This is a genomic window from Salinimonas iocasae, assembly GCF_006228385.1.
Lineage (GTDB): Bacteria > Pseudomonadota > Gammaproteobacteria > Enterobacterales > Alteromonadaceae > Alteromonas > Alteromonas iocasae.
The window spans coordinates 341346-362114 of the sequence record NZ_CP039852.1; the positions used below are offsets into that span (position 1 = coordinate 341346).

Below are 20769 nucleotides of genomic sequence, written 5' to 3' on the forward strand. Positions count from 1 at the left end.
TAGGTGAATCGCGCAGATAATATATAAACCAAAGGTGTAATATTGATAGCGCAAACCATAATAGAGTATGGAAAATAATACCCAAGTGGTCGGTATTACGAGATACAAAAAAAGGTTTAGTTAAAAAACAGAAACAAAAAAAGCCCCGGTGGTTTACCGGGGCTTTCATCACAGACAGTACTGTTTAAACTCTGAACTGTCTGGCGATGGATTCCAGTTTGGTTGCAAGGTCGGCAAGCTGTGTACTGGCTGATGCAAGCTGGTGTGAGTTCTGGCTGGTTTCTTCAGTGCGCTGGAAGATGGCATCGACACTGCCAACGATATTGCGTGAGGTGGCCTGCTGCGACTCTGTTGAATCGGCAATCTGCGCATTCATCTGACTGATCTGGTCAATGGTCTGGGTGATAGAATCAAGGCTTTGACCAGCAAGGTTGGCGGTATCAACGCTTTCCCTGGCTTTTTCATTGCCTTTGTTCATTACGTTAACCGCAGACTGTGCCGCGCCCTGCAACCGCTCAATCGTATTCTGAATTTCCTCAGTAGATTGCTGTGTGCGGGAGGCCAGTGTGCGTACCTCATCGGCAACCACCGCAAAGCCGCGCCCCTGCTCGCCAGCACGGGCTGCTTCGATTGCCGCGTTTAAGGCCAGCAGGTTTGTTTGCTCGGCGATACCCTTGATCACATCAAGTACCACACCAACCTGATTCGAATCACTTTCCAGCTTTTGAATTACTTCTGCTGTCTCAGCCACATTATCGGCCAGGCTCTGAATACTGTTTACCGTATTGCCAACAACACGTTTACCTTCTTTGGCAGCATCGGCGGCCTCATTGGCTGCTGTTGATGCCTCAGCAGCATTCGTTGCCACCAGATAGACAGACTGATTCATCTGCTCGACTGCCGATTTTGCTTCTGTTGCAGACTCCTGCTGATTTTCGATAGTGCGATTAGTATCGCTAGTCAGCGTATTTAAGTTTTGGGCCAGTGAGGATAATGGCAGCGTGGTATCGACAATATCTTTTACCAGATTCTGTAATCGCTCCATAAAGCGATTAAAATACGTTACCAGTTCGCCCACTTCATCTTTAGAGTTGGACTCTATACGCACCGTTAAATCACCGTTTTCTTCTGCAATATTGCGCAGGGAGTGGACGACGCGGTTAAGGTTGCCACGAATTTCGGACACAATAGGCCACGCTGTTGCAAACAGGATAATCGTGGTGACCAGGCCCATAATAATGCCCAGCAGCAAAAGGAACTGTTGGGCGTCAGCATAATCTTCAAAAGCTGTATCGAAGGCCTCATCACGACGCTGCTTAAAACTGTTCAGGTGCGTAGTAACGGTGTCATAACGCTGGTTCATCTGCTCAAGCTGATCGCTCAGGGTAGAAAAGTCAGCGGTGCCCTCAAGCATGGATCGCGTAATACCACTGGCCTGCTCGTAATAGGCGTCAAACTCAGTCAGAATTTCATTCACCTCTGCCGATAAATCCGGGTCAATATTCTCAATTTGGGTCAGGCTTTGCTTGGTATTTTGCGCCGACTCCTGTGCCTGTGAAAGTGCTTCAGTATCACCGGTGGTTACAGCACCAGCCAGCGTATCTCTGACCTTTTCCATCGACACCAAAGCTTCAGAACTCAGTTGTAGAGCAGGAAAGTCCACACTTTTCGCTACAGCCAGCTGCTGCGCATTCTGGTTTGAAATGTAACTGTTGATCACCACAAAGATCAGAAAACTGGCTGCGCCAATTATCGGGATCAGAAAAATCTTTTTTGCTACTGATAAATTCAGAAGGAACTTCATTCTTACATCCTTTACATCCGTGATACTGCAAACCTGCGTACTAGGGACTAATAGTGATAGTCAAGGTATGCGCAAAGTGCAAAGCGAAAGTGCTTTTTAATATCTTATTCACTTTATCGTATAAAGCGGAATGGAACTTTAGGTTAATTTAATAATAAATGATCTGCGATCAAATGCATGATCAATCAAACCGGAGGGGGCGTACACAAAGATCTGCGCGTTTATTCAACTAAGAGATGCCCATGACTATTCTTGATCGTCGTCAGTTTATTAAATTGACTGCCAGTGGACTTCTTGTCGCCGCTGCACCCGCCTGGTCACTGCCCACCCCGCAGAAAAAGCTTGGGGTTGCGCTGCTCGGACTGGGAAATTACAGCACCAATTTACTGGCGCCGGCGCTTCAGGATACCCAGTATTGTGAATTGCGCGGGATAATTACCGGAAGCCCTGAAAAAATACCACGCTGGCAGAAAAAGTATGGCATCAAAGACGCCATCGTATATTCTTACGATTCAATGAATAATATCGCCAATAACGATGACATTGACATTATTTATGTAGTGACACCTACCGGCACACATAAGCGTTTCTCTGTGCAGGCAGCGAATACCGGAAAACATGTCTGGTGTGAAAAGCCTATGGCCATGGATGAACAGGAATGTCAGGAAATTATTGATGCCTGCGATAAAAACGGCGTTAAGCTGGCCATTGGTTACAGGATGCAACACGAACCCAATACCCGCACATTCGGCGATTACCGGGATAGCCTGCCCTATGGGCCGATTACAGGCTTAAGCAGCTATGCCGGATATGCAGGCAACGGTCGGCCCGCCGATAACTGGCGCATGCAAAAGGAAATGGGCGGCGGTGCGCTTTACGATATGGGTGTGTACGCAATCAACGGGGCGCGCTTTATGACAGGCAAAGAACCGCTATCAGTGACCGGCCGTCATGAAAAGTCACACCCGGATATCTTCAGGGAAGTGGACGAAACCACATTTTTCACCATGGACTTTGGCGAGGGCGTAACAGCAGACTGTGGCACCAGTGTGGTGAAAGGATTCAACCATCTGAAAACACAGTGTGAGAATGGCTGGTATGAGCTAAAACCCATGCAGCGTTATTCTGGCGTGACCGGTAAAACCAGTGACGGCAAACGGTTGGCGCCGATAGACAAAATGCAGCAAACGCTGCAAATGGACAACGACGCACAGGCCATTTTAGGTACCGGCCCGGCGTTGGTAACCGGTGCTGAGGGCTTAGCCGACATCAAATTAGTAAACGCGATTTTTAAAGCCGCCGATACCGGTAAGTCAGTACCTGTCGGCTGACAGGTAAACGTAGAGTAATTTATTCCAGCGCGTCTGCCAGCGCGTTGATATCGGCTACCTGTAAATCATGCGCCAGGCCCAGTGGGTATGGCATCTTACCGGGCCTGTCTATAAATGCGGTTTGCATACCTGCGGCTTTGGCACCGCTGACATCCCAGCCGTGGGCGGCTACCATCATGCTCACATGGGTATCTGTACCCATGGTTTCTACAGCCCATTGGTAAATTTCAGGGTGTGGCTTGTAACGTTTGAGCGTAGAAACGCTCAAAACAGTGTCGAACAGGCTTATGATGCCTGCCTGACGTAATTGCTTATGCAGTCCCGCTTCAGCTGAATTGGAAAACGCCACCAGCGTGTAACCCGCAGCCTTGAGCCGTTTCAGCCCTTCTTTAACATCATCATGGGCTGGCAACTGAGACATTGGAACACTGAGCGTCTCGCGTGCCTGCTCCATGGTAAGTGTCTTACCGTTACTGTGCGCAACCATAACAAGTGCGGCGGCACCAATTTCACCAAAATCGTGATATTGCCCTGTAGCGCTATCAACCAGTGAGTGATGCAGGAGCTGGGCGAACCACACGGGAACCAAATCGTCGTTCCCACCGAGCACGTCAGCAATAGCGGATTTCAGCGGCTTCAAGTCAAGCAGCGTTTCGTTTACATCGAAAAACAGGGTAGTAGGGCGATGTGAAAGTGATGACATTAAGACTCCTGATTATTGAAAATAGCACGATGAGCAGGCCGTTTATTAAGATAAGTTTCATAAAGCTGACAATAATTCTTCATAAATATAAATATTCATGTATACTCGCCGCCCGATCTGCGTGCCGAGCGCACATCTGTATAAGCCCTATACAAAGTAAATAAAAAGCACTCACCCAGACGGAGAATAGCATGTCAATTTATTCGCTTATGATGCGAACCTTTCACCCTGCGCGTTTATCTGCTGTGACCCTTGCTGTCACTGCTGCCATGGTACCTTCTGTCTCATATGCTCAGGATGCTGAGCAGGCCAATGACGAAGATGTTGAAAAAATCATGGTTACTGCGCGTAAGCGTACTGAAAGCATTTATGAAACGCCTACAGCCGTATCATCTATTGGCGAAGGATTAATTGACGATACCAATGTCACTAATCTTGACGATGTTGGTAAATACGTTCCAAACCTGAATATCAGCCGTTATGGTGCAGGTAACAGCGGTCATGCTGCGGTATTTATTCGCGGTATCGGTCTGCAGGATCACATTATTACTACTGATCCGGGCGTTGGTGTTTACCTGGATGGCGTATATCTTGGCCGTCAGATGGGTGCCAATATGTCGCTGCCAAACATTCAGCGTGTTGAAGTTTTGCGTGGTCCTCAGGGCACACTATATGGCCGTAACACCTTAGGTGGCGCGGTAAATATCATCACCAAAGCGCCGGGTTCTCAGGACCTTGCTACTGTTGCGGCGAAAGTCGGTACGCGCGGTCGTCTGGCTACAGACCTGTACGTAAATAAAGATATCACTGATGCGTTTAGCATGTCGGGTACGGCGTCATTTAAACAGCGTGACGGCGTGGGTACAGCAGTAAACCTGGAAGATCCAGAGCGTGAAATTGGTGAAGAGAATGAGTACAGCGGTCGTCTGGCGGCTAAATATGTTTTCAGTAATGATTTCTCGGTCACAGTATCTGCTGACTTTGTAGAGAACGAAGCGGGTCAGTCACCTTATACCATCGAATTTATCCCAGGTGGCCCGACTGAGTTTTCTATCGATGACGGTGAATTCTATCTGCTTGACCCGTCGCTTATTCCTAATGACCCTGATGACCTTGGCACCACCGTTGCCGGCATTGAGTCTACCTCTTACTCAGGCTGGGGCGCGGCGCTGACAGCAGAGTGGCGTGCAACTGATAATCTTGATGTTAAATTTATCGCCAGTCAGCGCGCATCTGACTATGAAGGTGGCCTGGATGATGATGCATCCCCGCTGAATCTTTCTGAATTCCCGGAAACCGGTGACGCTGACCAGACTTCACTGGAATTACAACTCAACGGTGCGTTTGAGCAGTTCGATTTTGTCTCTGGCCTGTATTACTTCACCGAGGAAGGTACTACAGCGTCAGGCCCATGGACGTTCAGCCCGTTTAATGTTCCTAACGGCCGTTTGAACGATGGTACGCCGGTCACTGAGGTATGTGGCTTCTGTGGCGGTTACGGCTATTTCGATATCAACCAGAAAACCACTGCATACGCTGCTTACACTAACGTTTCTTACAGCCTGACTGACAAGCTAAACGTTGGCGGTGGTCTGCGTTACTCTAGCGACGAAAAAGAAGCAGATGCATTGTTCCCTTCATTTGGTGAGCGCGCATACCGTGAAGCAGATTTCAGCGAAGTCACCTGGGATGTGAATGCGGGCTACACCCTGACTGATGACTTGAATATGTATCTTGCGGTTCAAAAAGGTTATCAAACCGGCGGCTTCCCGCCGCGGCCATTTGGTGGCGCTGCGCAATTTGTATCGTTTGATGAAACAACGGCTATCAACTATGAGGTTGGTTTTAAAGGCGCAGTGGGCGACCGCGTGACCTTTATGTCAGCGTTCTTCCTGACCGATTATACCGATTTGGCGCTGCCATTCTCTGACCCTCAGGCGGGCGGTGGTTTCGTGACTATCGTTGAAAACGCCGGTGAATCCCGCTCTCAGGGTGTTGAGCTGGAACTGACTGTTGATGTAACTGACGATTTTGTTGTGCGTTCTACAGTAGGTTTCCTGGATGCCGAAATTACCAGCCTGGACGAAGGTGTAATTGGTATTGGTGAAGGCGACGCTCCGGCACTGTCACCTCGATGGACAGTGATGATCGCTCCGACTTATTATCATGAGATGAATGACGGCGCGCTGGTTACTGCCAGTGTTGATTTCTCATTCCGTGATGAAATGCAGGGACAGTCGGTTTATAACCCGTATGAAACCATCGATGCGCGTGAGCTGGTTGGCTTTAACGTGAGTTATGAGCCTGCTGCCGGTGACTGGTCACTGAGCCTATACGGTAAAAACGTATTTAACGAAGTGTATGACCAGGGCCGTCTGGCACAAAATGGTTACGTTGGTATCGTCAGAAGTAACGATCGCAGCGAATTTGGTCTTCGTTACACAAAGAGCTTTGACCTCTACTAAGTAACGGTCAGCGTGAGAAAAAGGGAGCGGTTGCTCCCTTTTTTGTGCGCAGACAAAACCTAAGGGATGGCCTTATCGCATCATCGTGGTCACTCATCGTGTTAGCACCGGGCGATAGTTTCTTTCTGGCATAATTTGCAAAAAAATAACAAGAAAATAACAATGCACACTTACATTTATTCAGTTCGGCTTGGGGTAATGATGTTACTGATCCTGTGGTCTTTTTCAGGGTTCGCCTCGACCACACCGGCTGATGATGCAGAGCCTGATTCCCAGGCCACGCAGGATAATATCAATACCGACCAGCCGCAAAAGCCTCAAACGGTACCGTTTGCTACAGCGGCCGACAGTGAGGTATTTATTCCTAACCTCACAGGGGCGGTCAGTGTGGATGCAGCGCTTGATGAGCCGCAGTGGGAAGATGCCACCAAAGTGACATTAGACTTTGTCACGCAGCCGTTTAACAACACCGCATCACCGGTTAAAACAACGGTTTACGTTTTTGAAGACGGCGAAACCCTGTATGTCGGGTTTATTGCCGAGGATCCCGACCCATCCGCAATTAGCGCGTTTTACCGCGACCGCGACCAGATTTGGAGTAACGACCTGGTCGGTATAAAACTCGACACCTTCAACAATGAGCGACTGGCGTATCAGTTTTTTATCAACCCGTTCGGGGTGCAGGCTGATGCCATCGAAAACGAGATGACAGGCTCTGAAACAGATAGCTGGAATGCAATATGGCAATCTTCCGGTCGTATCACCGAGTCCGGGTATGTGGTTGAAGCCGCGATTCCGTTGCGGGTTATGAATTTTAATGAAGCGAAAGATAAAAAGGTATGGGGCGCCGAGTTTGTACGATTCTATCCCCGTGAAGACCGTCTGCGTTTGTCTAACCTTCCTTTTGACCGCGATAACGCCTGTACGCTATGTCAGATGGGCGATGTGGCCGGTTTTGACCAGGCATCCCAGGGTAACAATCTGGCATTGGTACCTACCCTGGTGTTAGGTCAGAGCGAACAGCGCGATGTGTATACAGATTCGCCCTGGCAGGACGAGACCACCACTGAAGCAGGGCTGGACGTGAAATGGGGAATTACTCCGCAAGTATCTTTGCAGGCCACGCTGAATCCGGACTTTTCACAAGTTGAGTCTGATGTTGCTCAGGTCAGCATAAACAACACGTTTTCTCTGTATTACGATGAGCGGCGGCCTTTCTTTGTCGAAAATGCCGGTTATTTCTCTACCAATCAAACACTGGTTTACACCCGTAATATCAACGCGCCGGATTATGGCGCCAAGGTGACCGGCCAGGTAGATGCGCATACCTTTGGCGTGTTTCTGGCCGACGATACCTCGACCCGGTTTATTGTACCGGGTAATTTAAGCTCCAGCGTGGCAACGCTGGACACAGATTCAATCAATGCGGCGCTGCGCTATCGCTATGATTACAGCCCTGATTTTTCAGTCGGGTTTGTCTCAACCTTACGGGATGCAGACGACTATCATAACTATGTCAGTGGCGTAGATATGAAATACCGGCTGACCGGGCAGGATACACTGCAGGCGCAATGGGTGTACTCGGATACCCAATACCCGTTTACGTTGTTCCAGGATTTTTGTGGCAACGCGTGTCTTAACAGCGAGGACAGCAATGAAACCGTCCTGCGTACACGATATCCGGATAATTTTGGCGGACAATCCTGGCGTGTAAATTATTTGCACGAACAGGAGGACTGGTACTTCCGGGCTGATCATTATGCCAATGACGATGACTTTCGCGCCGATCTTGGTTTTGAAACCAAAGTAGATTTTCACCGCTCGTTACTGGGCGGTGGTTACATGTGGTGGAATGATACCGGCTGGTGGAACCGTATTCGCATCAACGGTGACTGGGATATAACACACAATGATGCAGGAGAATTGCTGGAGCGCGAGGTAGAGGTATATGCCAGCATCCGCGGCACCATGCAGTCATTTTTTGAAATTGGCCATCTGCAACGTGACAGAGTCGGGCTGCGCTTCGACCCTTCAGTGCTGAGTGTAGAAGGCAATACTGATATGTTCGCAGAGAAATCGTACAGCATGTATGTAGAGAGCCGCCCCAGCCCCTATCTGTTTGTCAGCACATTTGTCAGGGCAGGTGACCAGGTGGACTTTGCCAATAATCGTCTGGGGGAGCAGATCTACACTGAATCTCAGGTGGACACCAATATCGGTCGCCATACCCAGATTCGGCTTCGCCATACCTATAGCGATTTGGATGTTGAAGGCGATCCATTATTTACCGCGCGCCTGACGGATGTGCGAATGACGTATCAGTTCAATGCCCGGCAGTATCTAAGACTGATTATGGCTTATTCTAATGTGCACAGAAACCAGAGCAACTACACATTTGATGTGGATAACCGTAGCCGCAGTCTCAGCGGGCAATTGCTTTATTCATATAAGCTAAATCCGCTAACTAAATTTTTTGTTGGCGTGGCATCTGGTGCGGTAGAGCAGGGCCAGCTTTCTTCGTTGCGCGAACGTGAGCGTTCAGTGTTTATGAAGTTTAGCTATGCATGGCTTCGCTAAAACAGACAACAGTCAATGACGCAGTCTGATCAGTACGCTAGCGCTCATTCCTTTTACGAACCGGCGCTGCCTGTCTGCGATTGGTGCAAGATAGCGCGGGTCTTACCGACACACCTCTATCAAACTGATATCACCGCGCAATGAGGACAAGGGGGCGTTAGGGCTATTGCAAAACCTGCCCCCAGCCAGTCGTACGCTGTACTCATTTGCTATCACTGGCTGCGAAAATGTCAGTTAATCCTTCACTTGCCAGCGGTCTTGTACTTCCGCGCGTGCTTTTTCTGCTTCAAGTTTCCCTTAAACGATGAACTTTTTGTCGGCTTTTTTGCGTATCAAGGCACTACAATCAACCGCAAATTGTCTGTTCCGGGTATATCGCACCCCGAATAACGGACAGCAACTATAGGATGGTGAACGCGTGAAATATCAATCATTTGCAGAGGTTAACGTCAACGATAAGTCGTACAAGTCGATTAGCTTTGACAAAATCAGCGAGCAGTATGATTTATCCCGCCTGCCTTTTTGTATCAAAATTCTGTTGGAAAACTTAATTCGCCATGAAGGCGAAGACTTCGTCGACAGTGAAGATATCGAAACAATCGCTAAGTGGGACACTCAGGATGAGAGTCAGCACGAGATTTCATTTGTCCCTGCGCGGGTTATTCTGCAGGACTTTACCGGTGTTCCGGCCATCGTTGATTTAGCAGCGATGCGAGATGCCGTGAATACACTGGGGGGCGATGCGCAGGCCATCAACCCATTGAATCCTGTTGAGCTGGTTATCGACCACTCTGTTATGGTCGATTATTTCGGCGAAGAAGATTCTTACGAAAAAAATACAGATGTGGAAATTGAACGCAACAAAGAGCGTTATCAGTTTCTGAAATGGGGCCAAAGCTCATTTGACAACTTCAAAGTTGTGCCGCCGGGTCGCGGTATTGTTCACCAGGTAAACCTGGAATATCTGGCACGCTGCGCGTTCACCAAAGAGCAGGACGGTGAAACGATGGTCTATCCCGACACGCTTGTCGGCACCGATTCTCATACGACAATGATTAACGGTCTGGGCATTCTAGGGTGGGGCGTAGGCGGCATTGAAGCCGAAGCTGCAATGCTGGGTCAGCCGGTGACTATGCTGGCTCCACGGGTAGTCGGTTTCCGCCTGACCGGTGAGCTGCCGGCCGGTGTGACTGCTACAGATATGGTTCTGACCATAACAGAGCAACTACGTAACCACGGAGTGGTGGGTAAATTCGTTGAATTCTACGGTCCGGGTCTTAAGCACCTGACCACTGCTGACCGTGCGACTATATCCAACATGGCGCCTGAGTACGGTGCGACATGCGGTATTTTCCCTATTGATAAAGTAGCACTTGAATACCTTGCGCTGACCGGTCGTGATGACCAGCAAATTCAGCTGGTAGAAGAGTACGCGAAGAGCGCTTCACTGTGGCACGATGACCACACTAAAGATGCGCAGTATCATGAGACCCTTGAGCTGGATCTTGGCGAAGTAGTGCCTTCACTGGCAGGACCAAAACGCCCACAAGACCGTATCCCGCTTGATAATGCGGCTAATGCGTTTAAAGAATGGCATAGCCAGCAAATTGATGTAGAAGTGGTAGACGAGGAAGATGCAAAATTTGTGGCTGAAGGCGGCGATATGGCCGAAGTCGATGAAGAAGAAGAGTCTTACGTTGATTTCAACGGCAGTAAGTTTAACCTGAAAGACGGGGCGATCGTCATCGCGGCGATTACCAGCTGTACCAACACCTCTAATCCATCAGTGCTCATCGGGGCAGGTTTGGTAGCGAAAAAGGCTGTTGAGTTGGGACTGGTCAGTAAACCGTGGGTCAAAACTTCACTGGCACCGGGCTCTCAGGTTGTCACGCAATATCTCGAAGATGCCGGCTTGATGGAACCACTGCGTCAGCTTGGCTTTAACCTTGTAGGCTATGGGTGTACAACCTGTATCGGTAACTCAGGTCCACTGCCTGAAGAAATTGGTAAAGCGGTGCGCGAGGCGAAGCTGACTGTAACATCGGTACTTTCAGGTAACCGTAACTTTGAAGGGCGTATTCACCCGGACGTTGCTGCAAACTACCTGGCTTCACCACCGCTGGTAGTTGCCTATGCACTGGCAGGTAATATGAAGATTGATATTACCAAAGAGCCTATTGCTAAGAGCAAAGATGGCAAGCCTGTTTATCTTAAAGATATCTGGCCAGACAATGAAGAAATTCAGTCAATGGTCAAAGAGTTTGTTTCAGGCGAACTGTTCAAGCAAAAATATGCTGATGTATTTAAAGGTAATGATATCTGGAACGAACTCGATGTCTCGTCGACATCAGTTTACAACTGGCCAGATTCTACCTACATCAAACATCCTCCATTCTTCCAGGATATGGGCAATGAGCCAGAGGCGCTTAGTGCAATACAGGACGCACGCTGCCTGGTAAAAGTAGGGGATTCAATCACTACCGACCACATTTCACCGGCTGGCGCTATCGCGCCTGACAGTCCTGCAGGTAAATATTTGCAGGAGAATGGTGTTGAGCCAAAAGACTTTAACTCTTATGGCTCGCGTCGCGGTAATCATGAAGTAATGATGCGCGGCACATTTGCCAATGTCAGATTGAAGAATCAGCTGGCTCCAGGCACAACGGGTAGTGCTACAACGCATTATCCGAGTGGCGAAGAAACGTCAATTTTCGATGCGGCAATGAAATACCGTGAGCAGAAAGTACCTGCGATTGTTATTGGCGGTAAGGAATACGGTACCGGCTCCAGCCGGGATTGGGCTGCCAAAGGTCCGGCACTGCTGGGCGTAAAAGCTGTTATTGCTGAAAGCTATGAACGTATTCACCGTTCGAATCTTATCGGTATGGGAATCTTGCCACTGCAGTTTAAAGACGGCGATAGTGCAAGCTCTATTGGAATCCGTGGCGATGAGACGTTCTCTATTTCTGAAGTGTCTCGTGACACCAAAGAAGTACAGGTTACAATGATGAGCGACTCTGGTGAAGCAACAGAGTTTATGGCGGATGTTCGTATCGATACTGCTAACGAGTTTACCTATTTCGAACACGGCGGCATTCTGCACTACGTTATCCGTGAATACCTGAAAAAGGGTGCATAACCTTTTATTTTTGAATTAAAAAAAGCTCCTTCGGGAGCTTTTTTATTGTCTGTTTTACACCATCTGCCCAGCTAGTGATTGTCAATCACGCTGGCTTATTTAAATATAGCGGCGGCGTTCGGCAAATACACCAATTGCCAGAAAGGCGCTGACAAAAATCAGGCCCTGCAGATAGCCGGGAAAAAATTTGATGATATGCAGAACTAGCGGCGCACCATAGAGTGTCATAGCGCCATAGCCAAAGGCGCACAGCAGCACAAACAGACTAACTCTGAGGATAAAGTGGCAGGGACTTAGAATGTGCTTTACATAGCCATTTATCAAGTCACCAAAGACCACCAATAGCGTGGCCACCAGCATCAGGCTCATTTCTGAAAAATAGGGTGCCAGCGCACGGGTCAGCGAAGCCAGTAATTCCACCATAGCGCGTACTCCAAATTCGTGCAGGTGTTATCAATCTGGCTCAGTGTAATGGCATACTCTCAGATAGTCAGCAAAAAACAGGCTCTGTTATTATCTTTGTTGCAATATTTGAGTCAGTGCTTTGTAGCCTTGCTGAATAGTAGCCAGTTTATCCTGGGTCTGGTCCCGCTCTACAAACTGATGTGTGAGTCCGGCTTTATCTGCGTGACTGAAGATGGCATTGAAATCAATTGTGCCTGTTCCTACATCCGCAAACGCACCGCTGCTGTCCATATCTTTCACATGGAAAAGCTTGAACCTGCCCGGGTGTTGATTGAACAGAGTAACCGGGTCGACCCCGGCTTTGGCAGTCCAGTATAGATCCAGCTCAAAACAAACCGCGTTATCGTCGGTATTGTTTAAAAGGATGTCGTAAGGAAGCTGGCCATCTGTTTTTTGAAACTCAAAATCGTGATTATGGTAAGCCAGTGAGATATTGGCGCGATTACACGCCTCTCCCCACGACTGCATGTCATCAGCCAGTTTTTTATAAACATCAATGGAGTTTCCGCGCTGCTCTGGCGTTAAATAAGGAACCACCACATATTTGTGGCCAATAGCCTGCGCGGTATCAATGACTTTATTCACACTGTCCTGAAAATCAGTAAGGGGAACATGGGCAGAGGGTGCTCTAAGGCCCTCATCGTCGAGCATTGAACGAATTTGTTCAGGTGACTGGCCAAAGTAACCGGCAAACTCCAGTTCCCGGTAACCCACACCGGCCACGAGCTTCAATGTGCCCGGGACACTTACCTTCATCCAGTCACGTAACGTATACAGTTGCAAACCAGCGTGATGGCGAGCTTTGTCACTGGCCAGTGCTAAAGGTGCTGGCAAGGCACTGATAGCGGCGGCTGCCGCGCTGGTTTTTAAAAATTGTCGGCGGGTGAATGGAACGGATAAGTTGCGCATAGCTAATCTCCTGAATAATTAGGCGTTAGTACCTGGTGCAGGGCCAGTACTATTTCTCACAATAAGCTCATGGGGCATGATGACTCGCGGGGCCTTTTTAATTTTACCATTTAGTACATCTACCAACAGTGACACCGCAGTGTGACCAAACTCTTCTGCCGGTTGTGCGATAGTGGTCAGCGGCGGATCTGCATAACCGGAAAAAGCGATATCATCGAATCCGGCTACAGAGATATCCTCCGGGATCTTAAGACCTGCCTGCTTCAGCGCTTGCATCGCGCCAATGGCAGTTTCATCATTTTCGCAAAACAAAGCGGTAGGGCGATTCGGTTGTTCCAGCATTCTGCGTGCAGCATCAAACCCTGAGCGCAGGGTGAAGTCGCCGTCAAACAGTATACTTTCATCAAACGGAATATCTGCATTTGCCAGCGCGTGCTGGTATCCGCGCAATCGCTCCTGCGTTAAGGGGCTGGAATTTGGCCCTTTTATCAAACCTATCCGAGTATGCCCCAGTTCGAGTAAATGCTCTGTCATTGACTTGGCTGCATTGTGATTATCCAGAGTAACAGTAGGAAAGCTGGCAGAGTCGACGACTTCGCAGACGTTGACCATGGGAAGCAGGCCTCCCGATGACGATTGCATTGCAGAAAAGGGGTTGTGAGCGCGTAACTGAATGACCCCATCGGCCTGAGAGGTTTGCACCATTTTCACATAGTCAGCCTCAAGGTCCGGATTACCCTGGGTATTACCTAACAGCAAAGAATACCCGCGTTCAGCGGCAGCTTCCTGCATACCGTTAATAACGCGGGCAAAGAAAAGGTTGGCAATGGTTGGAACCAGCACAACCAGGCTATGGGTCTTGCCTGAGCGAAACTTTACCGCCATCAAATTTGGTTTATAACCGGTTTGCTCAATCGCGCTGGTAACCCTTGCCCGGGTCTTGGGAGATACCCGTTCTGGCTGTTGTAGCGTTCTTGATACCGTTGCAACTGATACGCCGGCGATATCGGCCACTTCTCTGATTGTCGCCATGAAAATTAACTTACCTGTAACCGTCCACTGACAAAATGTAACCGTTAACATAATGGCTTGCAAGGTGTTTAAAATTTGTATTGCTTCTTAATCGATTAACTCCGCATACCAGTCTAAATTATCTATATAAAGTTAATGCTATGTTTAACTGGTAACTATTTTTTAACCAATTGCGCGGAATTCTATTTGACAGGTCCAAATGTAATCCGTTACATTTTTTAAAAAGATAACATACTGCTAACATTGTTTGTCACAGGAGAAAACAATGACTCGACAGAAAAAAATTCGACTGGGCATGATTGGTGGCGGTGAAGGCGCTTTTATCGGCGCGGTGCATCGTCACGCGGCCGGCCTGGACGGACATTACGAACTGGTTTGCGGTGCATTCTCCCGTGATCAGGATAACAACACCCGCACTGCCCAAAGCCTGGATCTTCCGGCAGAGCGGGTATATGACTCGTGGGAAGAAATGCTGGAGCAAGAAGCAGCATTGCCCGAGAACGAAAGAATGCAGGTAGTGAGCATCGTCACCCCAAATCACCTGCATGTTCCTGTTTCTATTGCCGCAGCCAAAGCTGGCTTTCATGTATTTTGCGAAAAACCGGCGGCAACATCATTTGATGAAACAAAGGCGCTTGCTGATGCAATCAGTAGTGCGCCTGTATTGTACGGTTTGGCGCATACTTATCAGGGCTACCCCATGGTATGGCAGGCGCGCCACATGGTTGAAAGCGGCATGCTGGGTAAGCTTCGCAAAGTTTATGTGGAATACCCACAAGGCTGGTTATCCGGTGAAGAGGAAAGTCACAACAAACAGGCATCCTGGCGCACAGATCCGGCGCTTTCCGGGGCGAGTGGCTGCATGGGTGATATCGGCACACATGCCTTCAGTCTGGCAGAGTTTATTCTGGGCGACAAAATCACACAGTTATGTGGTGAGCTTAATACCCACGTGGATGGGCGTCGGCTTGATGATGATGGTGCCGCGCTGATTAAAACAGATAATGGCGTCACCGGTGTACTTATTGCCAGTCAGGTCTGTGCCGGTGAAGAAAACCCTCTGAAAATCAAAGTTTATGGCGAAAAAGGCGGTCTTGAGTGGCGTCAGATGGAGCCAAACTCTGTCATCTATCGCCCCGTCGATGCACCTTATCAGGTTTTCCGCGCAGGTCAGCCGAGCGTCTGCGAAGACGCACAATCACAACTGCGTGTGCCGGCAGGTCATCCGGAAGGTTACCTTGAGGCTATGGCCAATCTTTACACCGCATTTGCTGCATCGGTAAGAAGCGGTAAAAGCGGTACGGCCGATAAAGTGCCCGGCCTTGCGTCTGGCATTCGGGGGATGGCGTTTATCAAAGCAATGCTTGATAGCAGTGGCAGCGAACAAAAGTGGCATTCAATTGCCGACAATCACGACTAATCAGGAGACGCGATTATGGCAGGCATAAAAGGCCCGGCAATTTTTCTGGCGCAGTTCGCCTCAGATAAGGCCCCGTTTGATACGCTGGAAAATATGGCTCAGTGGGCCGGTTCATTAGGCTACAAAGGCATACAGGTACCAACAGATCCGGCATTATTTGACCTTGAACAGGCTGCTGAGAGCCAGCAGTATTGCGACGATGCACAGGCAACCTGTGCCAAATACGGTGTGGAAATTACCGAGTTATCGACGCATTTGCAGGGTCAGCTGGTTGCCGTTCACCCGGCGTACGACGAACAATTTGATAACTTCGCACCTTCTCATCTTCATGGGGATCCGAAAGCGCGTACTGAGTGGGCGATTAATCAATTAAAGCTGGCAGCAAAAGCCAGTCAGCGCTTGGGTCTGAACGCCCACGCAACGTTCTCAGGCGCACTTATGTGGCATCTTGTTTACCCGTGGCCGCAGCGACCAGCCGGTCTGGTCGAGCAGGGCTTTGCTGAACTGGCGCGCCGATGGAAGCCTATTCTGGATGCCTTTGACGAAGCGGGCGTAGATGTCTGTTATGAGATTCATCCGGGTGAAGACTTACATGATGGCGCAACGTTCGAGCGCTTTCTTAAGGCCGTGGACAACCACCCACGCGCAAACATTCTCTACGACCCCAGCCATTTCGTGCTGCAACAGCTGGATTATCTGGATTTTATCGATCGTTACCATGACCGCATCAAAATGTTTCATGTTAAGGATGCTGAGTTTTTGCCAAACGGCAGAAGTGGTATTTATGGCGGCTATCAGGACTGGGTGGATCGCCCCGGACGTTTCCGTTCGCTGGGAGATGGTCAGGTCGACTTCAAACAGATATTCAGCAAGCTAACGCAATATGGATTTGAAGGCTGGGCCGTGCTGGAGTGGGAATGCTGTCTCAAAGACTCAGCGCAAGGGGCTGCCGAGGGCGCGCCATTCATTGCTCAGCACATTATCGAACCGGCGACAGGGGCCTTTGACGATTTTGCCGGTGGTGAGGTTAGTGAGTCCCGAAACCGTCGCATACTGGGTCTGGATTCAGAATAAATTACCGGTAGCTACGGTGCAAACAAGCCGGTGAGGATAATAATGAATAATGTAAAAGTACGCTTAAGCATCATGATGTTCCTGCAGTTTTTTATCTGGGGAGGATGGTTCGTTACTCTGGGTACTTACCTGGCAAGTACACTGGAAGCCAGTGGTGGGCAAATAGCGATGGCGTTTTCCACGCAAAGCTGGGGCGCCATCATCGCACCGCTCATTATTGGTTTGATTGCTGATAAATACTTTAATGCAGAGCGCATTCTCGGGGTGCTGCATCTGCTTGGTGCTGCGCTGATGTACATGATGTTCACCGCTCAGGATTTCAGTAGTTTTTATCCTTTCGTGCTGGGTTACATGATTGCGTACATGCCGACTCTGGCACTGGTGAATTCCGTATCGTTCGGACAGATGCATGATCCTTCGAAGGAATTTGGCAAAATCCGCGTGTGGGGCACCATTGGCTGGATTGTAGCCGGGTTGGTGATCAGTTATGTTTTTTCCTGGGATGCACGTCAGGCCATCGAAAATGGCATGCTCAGAAACACCTTTGCCTTGTGCGCTATTGCGTCGCTGCTACTTGGGTTATTCAGCTTTACCCTGCCGGCTACACCGCCTAAAGGAAAGGGGCAGGCTACCGGAATTGGACAAGCGTTAGGAACCGACGCACTAAGTCTGCTCAAAAGCCGAAACTTCGCGGTATTTTTTATCGCATCGGTTCTGATTTGTATCCCGCTGGCCTTTTACTATCAAAATGCTAACCCGTTTCTTACCGAGATCGGCGTTGAGAACGCGACCGGCAAAATGACACTGGGTCAGGTCTCAGAAGTCTTGTTCATGTTGGCTTTACCTGTATTTCTGAACAAATTCGGCATCAAGAAAACGTTGATTCTGGGCATGCTTGCCTGGGTTATACGCTACGTTTTATTTGCCTATGGGAATGCTGACGAAGGTATCTGGCTATTGCTGGTGGGTATTGCGCTCCATGGTTTGTGCTATGACTTCTTTTTTGTATCAGGGCAAATCTATACCGATGCTAAAGCTGCTCCACAAAACAAGAGCGCTGCGCAGGGGCTTATAACCCTGGCAACCTATGGTGTAGGCATGCTTATTGGGTTCTGGGTGGCTGGCCAGATTACCGATGCATACGCGGTATCCGATGGTCACGTTTGGGAGAATGTCTGGCTATTCCCCGCAGCATTTGCACTGGTGGTATTAGTACTGTTCACAGTGCTTTTCAAACCTGAAAAGGTCTCTGTGGATGACTAACCGGCGTCAACTCCTCAAGGGGCTGGCGCTGACCGGAGCGGGCCTGTCCGCCGGCGTTTGGTCTGGCGCGGGCCTGGCTGCACAACAGCCATTGCAAAATCGTGTACGCCACTCTGTTGCGCGCTGGACATTCGGGGATATGGATATTGAAAGCTTATGCCAGGCGGTGAAAAAAATTGGCTTTTCTGCCATAGATTTAGTTGGCCCGCAAGATTGGCCGGTACTTAAAAAATACGGTATCGACAGCGCCATGTGCAACGGCGCAGAGTTAAATCTGACAGATGGCTGGTGTGCCCCTGAGTTTCATGACCAGCTGATAAAACGTTACCGTCATCATATTGATTTGGTCGCGGAGGCTGGTTATCGGAACCTGGTGTGCTTCAGCGGCAATAAGCGGGGGATGGACCCGCAGGCAGGTCTGGATAACGCGGCAAAAGGGCTGAGTAGCATTCTGGGACACGCTGAAAAGCGTGGCGTTGTACTGCATATGGAGCTATTTAACGCTATCGACCATCCGGATTATATGGCAGATAACAGTGCCTGGGGTGTGGCGCTGTGCCGCCGGTTGCAGTCGCCCAACTTTAAGCTGCTGTATGACATCTATCATATGCAGGTCAATGAAGGGAACATCATACAGACCATACAAGACAACATTGCGTATTTCGGCCATTTTCACACCGCCGGGGTACCAGGAAGACATGAAATCGACGATTCACAAGAGCTGAACTATCGCGCCATCGTCAAAGCTATTCACTCATTAAATTTTGAAGGCTACGTTGCGCAGGAGTTCATTCCGACCGCCAATACACAAGCAGGTCGGTTGGCCGCCCTAAAGCAGGCGGTAAAAATTTGTGATGTGTAATAGTTTCCAAACAACGCGGCGCGTTTAAGAAGGGGTGTTATGGCTGATAATCATTATGATGCGATAGTAGTCGGATCAGGAATAAGCGGCGGCTGGGCGGCGAAAGAGCTCACAGAAAAAGGCCTGAAAGTGCTTATGCTTGAACGGGGTCGCAATATAGAGCATATCAAGGATTATAAAAATGCCCACAAGGAAGCGTGGGATTATCCTCATCGGGATCTGGCCACGCAAAAGATGAAGGATGAACATCCCGTCTTATCCCGTGACTACCCCCTGAATGAATCTACCTATGGCATGTGGGCGACGCAAAAAGAAGCGCCCTATGTTGAGAATAAGCCGTTTACCTGGTTCAGAGGCTATCACGTTGGCGGACGTTCGCTATTGTGGGGTCGTCAGAGTTACCGCCTGAATAAAGAAGACTTTCTGGCCAATAAGAAAGAAGGTGTCGCGGTGGACTGGCCAATTCGCTATGAAGATGTCGCGCCGTGGTACGACTATGTCGAAAAGTATGCCGGAATCAGTGGAAATCGCGATGGCCTGGATGTATTACCCGACGGTCAGTATATGCCAGCGTTCGAACTAAATGTGGTCGAAAAAGATGTTGCTGCCCGAATAAAAAAGGCATTTAAGGGCAGTCGACATCTGATTTGCGGGCGGGCAGCAAACGCAACCAAAGCGCAGCCGGAGCAGGGTCGAGCAGGATGTCAGGCACGTAGTAAATGTTGGCTGGGTTGTCCGTTTGGCGGGTATTTCAGTACGCAGTCATCCACGCTGCCAGCGGCAATGAAAACCGGTAATCTGACTCTGCGCCCGTTTTCTATTGTTAGCCAGATTCTGTATGACAAAGACAAAAAACGGGCTCGCGGTGTTGAGGTGATTGATGCGCAGAACAAGCAAACCTACGAGTACACCGCAAATGTTGTCTTTGTGAATGCATCAGCGCTTAACAGTGCATGGCTGTTAATGAACTCTGCTACAGATGTATGGGAAGGCGGTCTGGGTAGCAGTAGTGGCGAGTTGGGTCACAATGTGATGGACCATCATTTCAGAGTCGGGGCATCCGGAACTGCGGAAGGCTACGAGGATAAGTATTACTTCGGACGCCGCCCATCAGGATTCTATGTGCCGCGGTTCAGAAACTGGGGAGGAGATAAACGTGATTATCTGCGAGGCTTTGGTTACCAGGGCAGTGCAAGCCGTCAAAGCTGGCGTGAAAATGTGGCTGAGATGGGGGTTGGTGCGCAACTTAAAGATGCGGTCAGCGAGCCGGGTGCCTGGACCATCGGTATGAATGCCTTTGGTGAAATGCTACCTGATCACAGTAATCGTATTTATATGAACAGGCAGAAAAAAGATGCCTGGGGCCTGCCGGTTCTGGAGATGGACGTGGAGCTTAAAGAGAACGAGCTGCGCATGCGTAAAGATATGCAGCAGGATGCCATTGATATGTTCGAGGCAGCAGGCATGAAAAATGTGCGCGGTTTTGAGGCGGACTACCAGCCCGGAATGGGGATTCATGAAATGGGTACTGCGCGTATGGGCCGCGACCCGAAAACTTCAGTGCTAAACAAGCATAATCAGGTATGGGATGCACCCAATGTCTTTGTCACCGATGGCGCATGCATGACGTCCGCTTCCTGCGTGAACCCTTCTTTAACCTATATGGCGCTGACGGCTCGGGCAGCTGAATTTGCTGTAGAGGAACTGAAAAAAGGAAACCTGTAG

14 protein-coding genes are annotated in these 20769 nt (G+C 49.3%); 9 read left to right on the forward strand and 5 right to left on the reverse strand.

The window, feature by feature from the left end:
- Positions 1 to 184 precede the first annotated feature (184 nt).
- Positions 185 to 1804 (reverse strand): methyl-accepting chemotaxis protein, encoded by a 1620-nt coding sequence (locus FBQ74_RS01445; RefSeq protein ID WP_139754980.1) that lies wholly within the window; start codon positions 1802 to 1804, stop codon positions 185 to 187.
- A 242-nt stretch (positions 1805 to 2046) separates the two neighbouring features.
- Between FBQ74_RS01445 and FBQ74_RS01450 the strand changes: the two genes are divergently transcribed.
- Positions 2047 to 3135: a Gfo/Idh/MocA family protein gene (locus FBQ74_RS01450; RefSeq protein ID WP_139754981.1), complete on the forward strand. Its 1089-nt coding sequence runs from the start codon at positions 2047 to 2049 to the stop codon at positions 3133 to 3135.
- A gap of 19 nt (positions 3136 to 3154) precedes the next feature.
- Here the strand turns inward: FBQ74_RS01450 and FBQ74_RS01455 are convergent, their stop codons facing one another.
- A complete protein-coding gene (locus FBQ74_RS01455; protein ID WP_139754982.1) occupies positions 3155 to 3838 on the reverse strand; it encodes a haloacid dehalogenase type II in 684 nt (227 codons plus the stop codon).
- A 191-nt stretch (positions 3839 to 4029) separates the two neighbouring features.
- Between FBQ74_RS01455 and FBQ74_RS01460 the strand changes: the two genes are divergently transcribed.
- The 3 genes from FBQ74_RS01460 (at position 4030) to acnA (ending at position 12019) form a co-directional block, all read left to right on the forward strand.
- Complete coding sequence (locus FBQ74_RS01460) at positions 4030 to 6303, forward strand: TonB-dependent receptor (protein WP_205912275.1); 2274 nt, start codon at positions 4030 to 4032, stop codon at positions 6301 to 6303.
- A gap of 198 nt (positions 6304 to 6501) precedes the next feature.
- The gene (locus FBQ74_RS01465; RefSeq protein ID WP_168190586.1) at positions 6502 to 8880 is read left to right on the forward strand and encodes a carbohydrate binding family 9 domain-containing protein; all 2379 of its coding nucleotides are present in this window, start codon (positions 6502 to 6504) and stop codon (positions 8878 to 8880) included.
- A 418-nt stretch (positions 8881 to 9298) separates the two neighbouring features.
- Positions 9299 to 12019, forward strand: a complete 2721-nt coding sequence (gene acnA / locus FBQ74_RS01470; protein ID WP_139754984.1) for an aconitate hydratase AcnA — start codon at positions 9299 to 9301, stop codon at positions 12017 to 12019.
- 99 nt (positions 12020 to 12118) lie between these two features.
- On the opposite strand, the gene FBQ74_RS01475 is transcribed toward acnA, so the two are convergent.
- The 3 genes from FBQ74_RS01475 to FBQ74_RS01485 form a co-directional block, all read right to left on the reverse strand.
- Entirely contained in the window at positions 12119 to 12442 is a 324-nt protein-coding gene (locus FBQ74_RS01475) for a DUF3392 family protein (RefSeq protein WP_139754985.1), read from the reverse strand.
- Between the two features lie 90 nt (positions 12443 to 12532).
- Positions 12533 to 13393, reverse strand: a complete 861-nt coding sequence (locus tag FBQ74_RS01480) for a sugar phosphate isomerase/epimerase family protein (protein WP_139754986.1) — start codon at positions 13391 to 13393, stop codon at positions 12533 to 12535.
- Between the two features lie 18 nt (positions 13394 to 13411).
- Entirely contained in the window at positions 13412 to 14425 is a 1014-nt protein-coding gene (locus FBQ74_RS01485) for a LacI family DNA-binding transcriptional regulator (protein ID WP_139754987.1), read from the reverse strand.
- A 265-nt stretch (positions 14426 to 14690) separates the two neighbouring features.
- Here FBQ74_RS01485 and FBQ74_RS01490 point away from each other — a divergent pair, with 265 nt between their 5' ends.
- The 5 genes from FBQ74_RS01490 to FBQ74_RS01510 are packed head-to-tail and all read left to right on the forward strand — an operon-like array spanning position 14691 to position 20769.
- Positions 14691 to 15845, forward strand: a complete 1155-nt coding sequence (locus tag FBQ74_RS01490; protein ID WP_139754988.1) for a Gfo/Idh/MocA family protein — start codon at positions 14691 to 14693, stop codon at positions 15843 to 15845.
- Between the two features lie 15 nt (positions 15846 to 15860).
- The gene (locus tag FBQ74_RS01495) at positions 15861 to 16919 is read left to right on the forward strand and encodes a sugar phosphate isomerase/epimerase family protein (protein WP_139754989.1); all 1059 of its coding nucleotides are present in this window, start codon (positions 15861 to 15863) and stop codon (positions 16917 to 16919) included.
- A gap of 42 nt (positions 16920 to 16961) precedes the next feature.
- Positions 16962 to 18182, forward strand: coding sequence for a nucleoside permease (locus tag FBQ74_RS01500; RefSeq protein WP_139754990.1), 1221 nt, complete (start codon positions 16962 to 16964; stop codon positions 18180 to 18182).
- Positions 18175 to 19044 carry a hydroxypyruvate isomerase family protein gene (locus FBQ74_RS01505; RefSeq protein ID WP_139754991.1) on the forward strand — a complete coding sequence of 290 codons (870 nt, stop codon included), beginning with the start codon at positions 18175 to 18177 and terminating at the stop codon, positions 19042 to 19044. Before FBQ74_RS01500 ends, FBQ74_RS01505 begins: the two co-directional genes overlap by 8 nt.
- Positions 19045 to 19083: 39 nt before the next feature.
- Positions 19084 to 20769: a GMC oxidoreductase gene (locus FBQ74_RS01510; protein ID WP_139754992.1), complete on the forward strand. Its 1686-nt coding sequence runs from the start codon at positions 19084 to 19086 to the stop codon at positions 20767 to 20769.

Excerpts from the sequence above, each read along its gene's own strand:
- FBQ74_RS01485 (WP_139754987.1), bottom strand. The coding sequence starts at position 14,425 with ATGGCGACAATCAGAGAAGTGGCCGATATCGCCGGCGTATCAGTTGCA.
- FBQ74_RS01465 (WP_168190586.1), top strand. The coding sequence starts at position 6,502 with ATGATGTTACTGATCCTGTGGTCTTTTTCAGGGTTCGCCTCGACCACA.
- FBQ74_RS01460 (WP_205912275.1), top strand. The coding sequence starts at position 4,030 with ATGTCAATTTATTCGCTTATGATGCGAACCTTTCACCCTGCGCGTTTA.
- FBQ74_RS01505 (WP_139754991.1), top strand. The coding sequence starts at position 18,175 with ATGACTAACCGGCGTCAACTCCTCAAGGGGCTGGCGCTGACCGGAGCG.
- FBQ74_RS01455 (WP_139754982.1), bottom strand. The coding sequence starts at position 3,838 with ATGTCATCACTTTCACATCGCCCTACTACCCTGTTTTTCGATGTAAAC.
- FBQ74_RS01495 (WP_139754989.1), top strand. The coding sequence starts at position 15,861 with ATGGCAGGCATAAAAGGCCCGGCAATTTTTCTGGCGCAGTTCGCCTCA.
- FBQ74_RS01450 (WP_139754981.1), top strand. The coding sequence starts at position 2,047 with ATGACTATTCTTGATCGTCGTCAGTTTATTAAATTGACTGCCAGTGGA.
- FBQ74_RS01475 (WP_139754985.1), bottom strand. The coding sequence starts at position 12,442 with ATGGTGGAATTACTGGCTTCGCTGACCCGTGCGCTGGCACCCTATTTT.
- FBQ74_RS01500 (WP_139754990.1), top strand. The coding sequence starts at position 16,962 with ATGAATAATGTAAAAGTACGCTTAAGCATCATGATGTTCCTGCAGTTT.
- FBQ74_RS01510 (WP_139754992.1), top strand. The coding sequence starts at position 19,084 with ATGGCTGATAATCATTATGATGCGATAGTAGTCGGATCAGGAATAAGC.
- FBQ74_RS01445 (WP_139754980.1), bottom strand. The coding sequence starts at position 1,804 with ATGAAGTTCCTTCTGAATTTATCAGTAGCAAAAAAGATTTTTCTGATC.
- FBQ74_RS01480 (WP_139754986.1), bottom strand. The coding sequence starts at position 13,393 with ATGCGCAACTTATCCGTTCCATTCACCCGCCGACAATTTTTAAAAACC.
- FBQ74_RS01490 (WP_139754988.1), top strand. The coding sequence starts at position 14,691 with ATGACTCGACAGAAAAAAATTCGACTGGGCATGATTGGTGGCGGTGAA.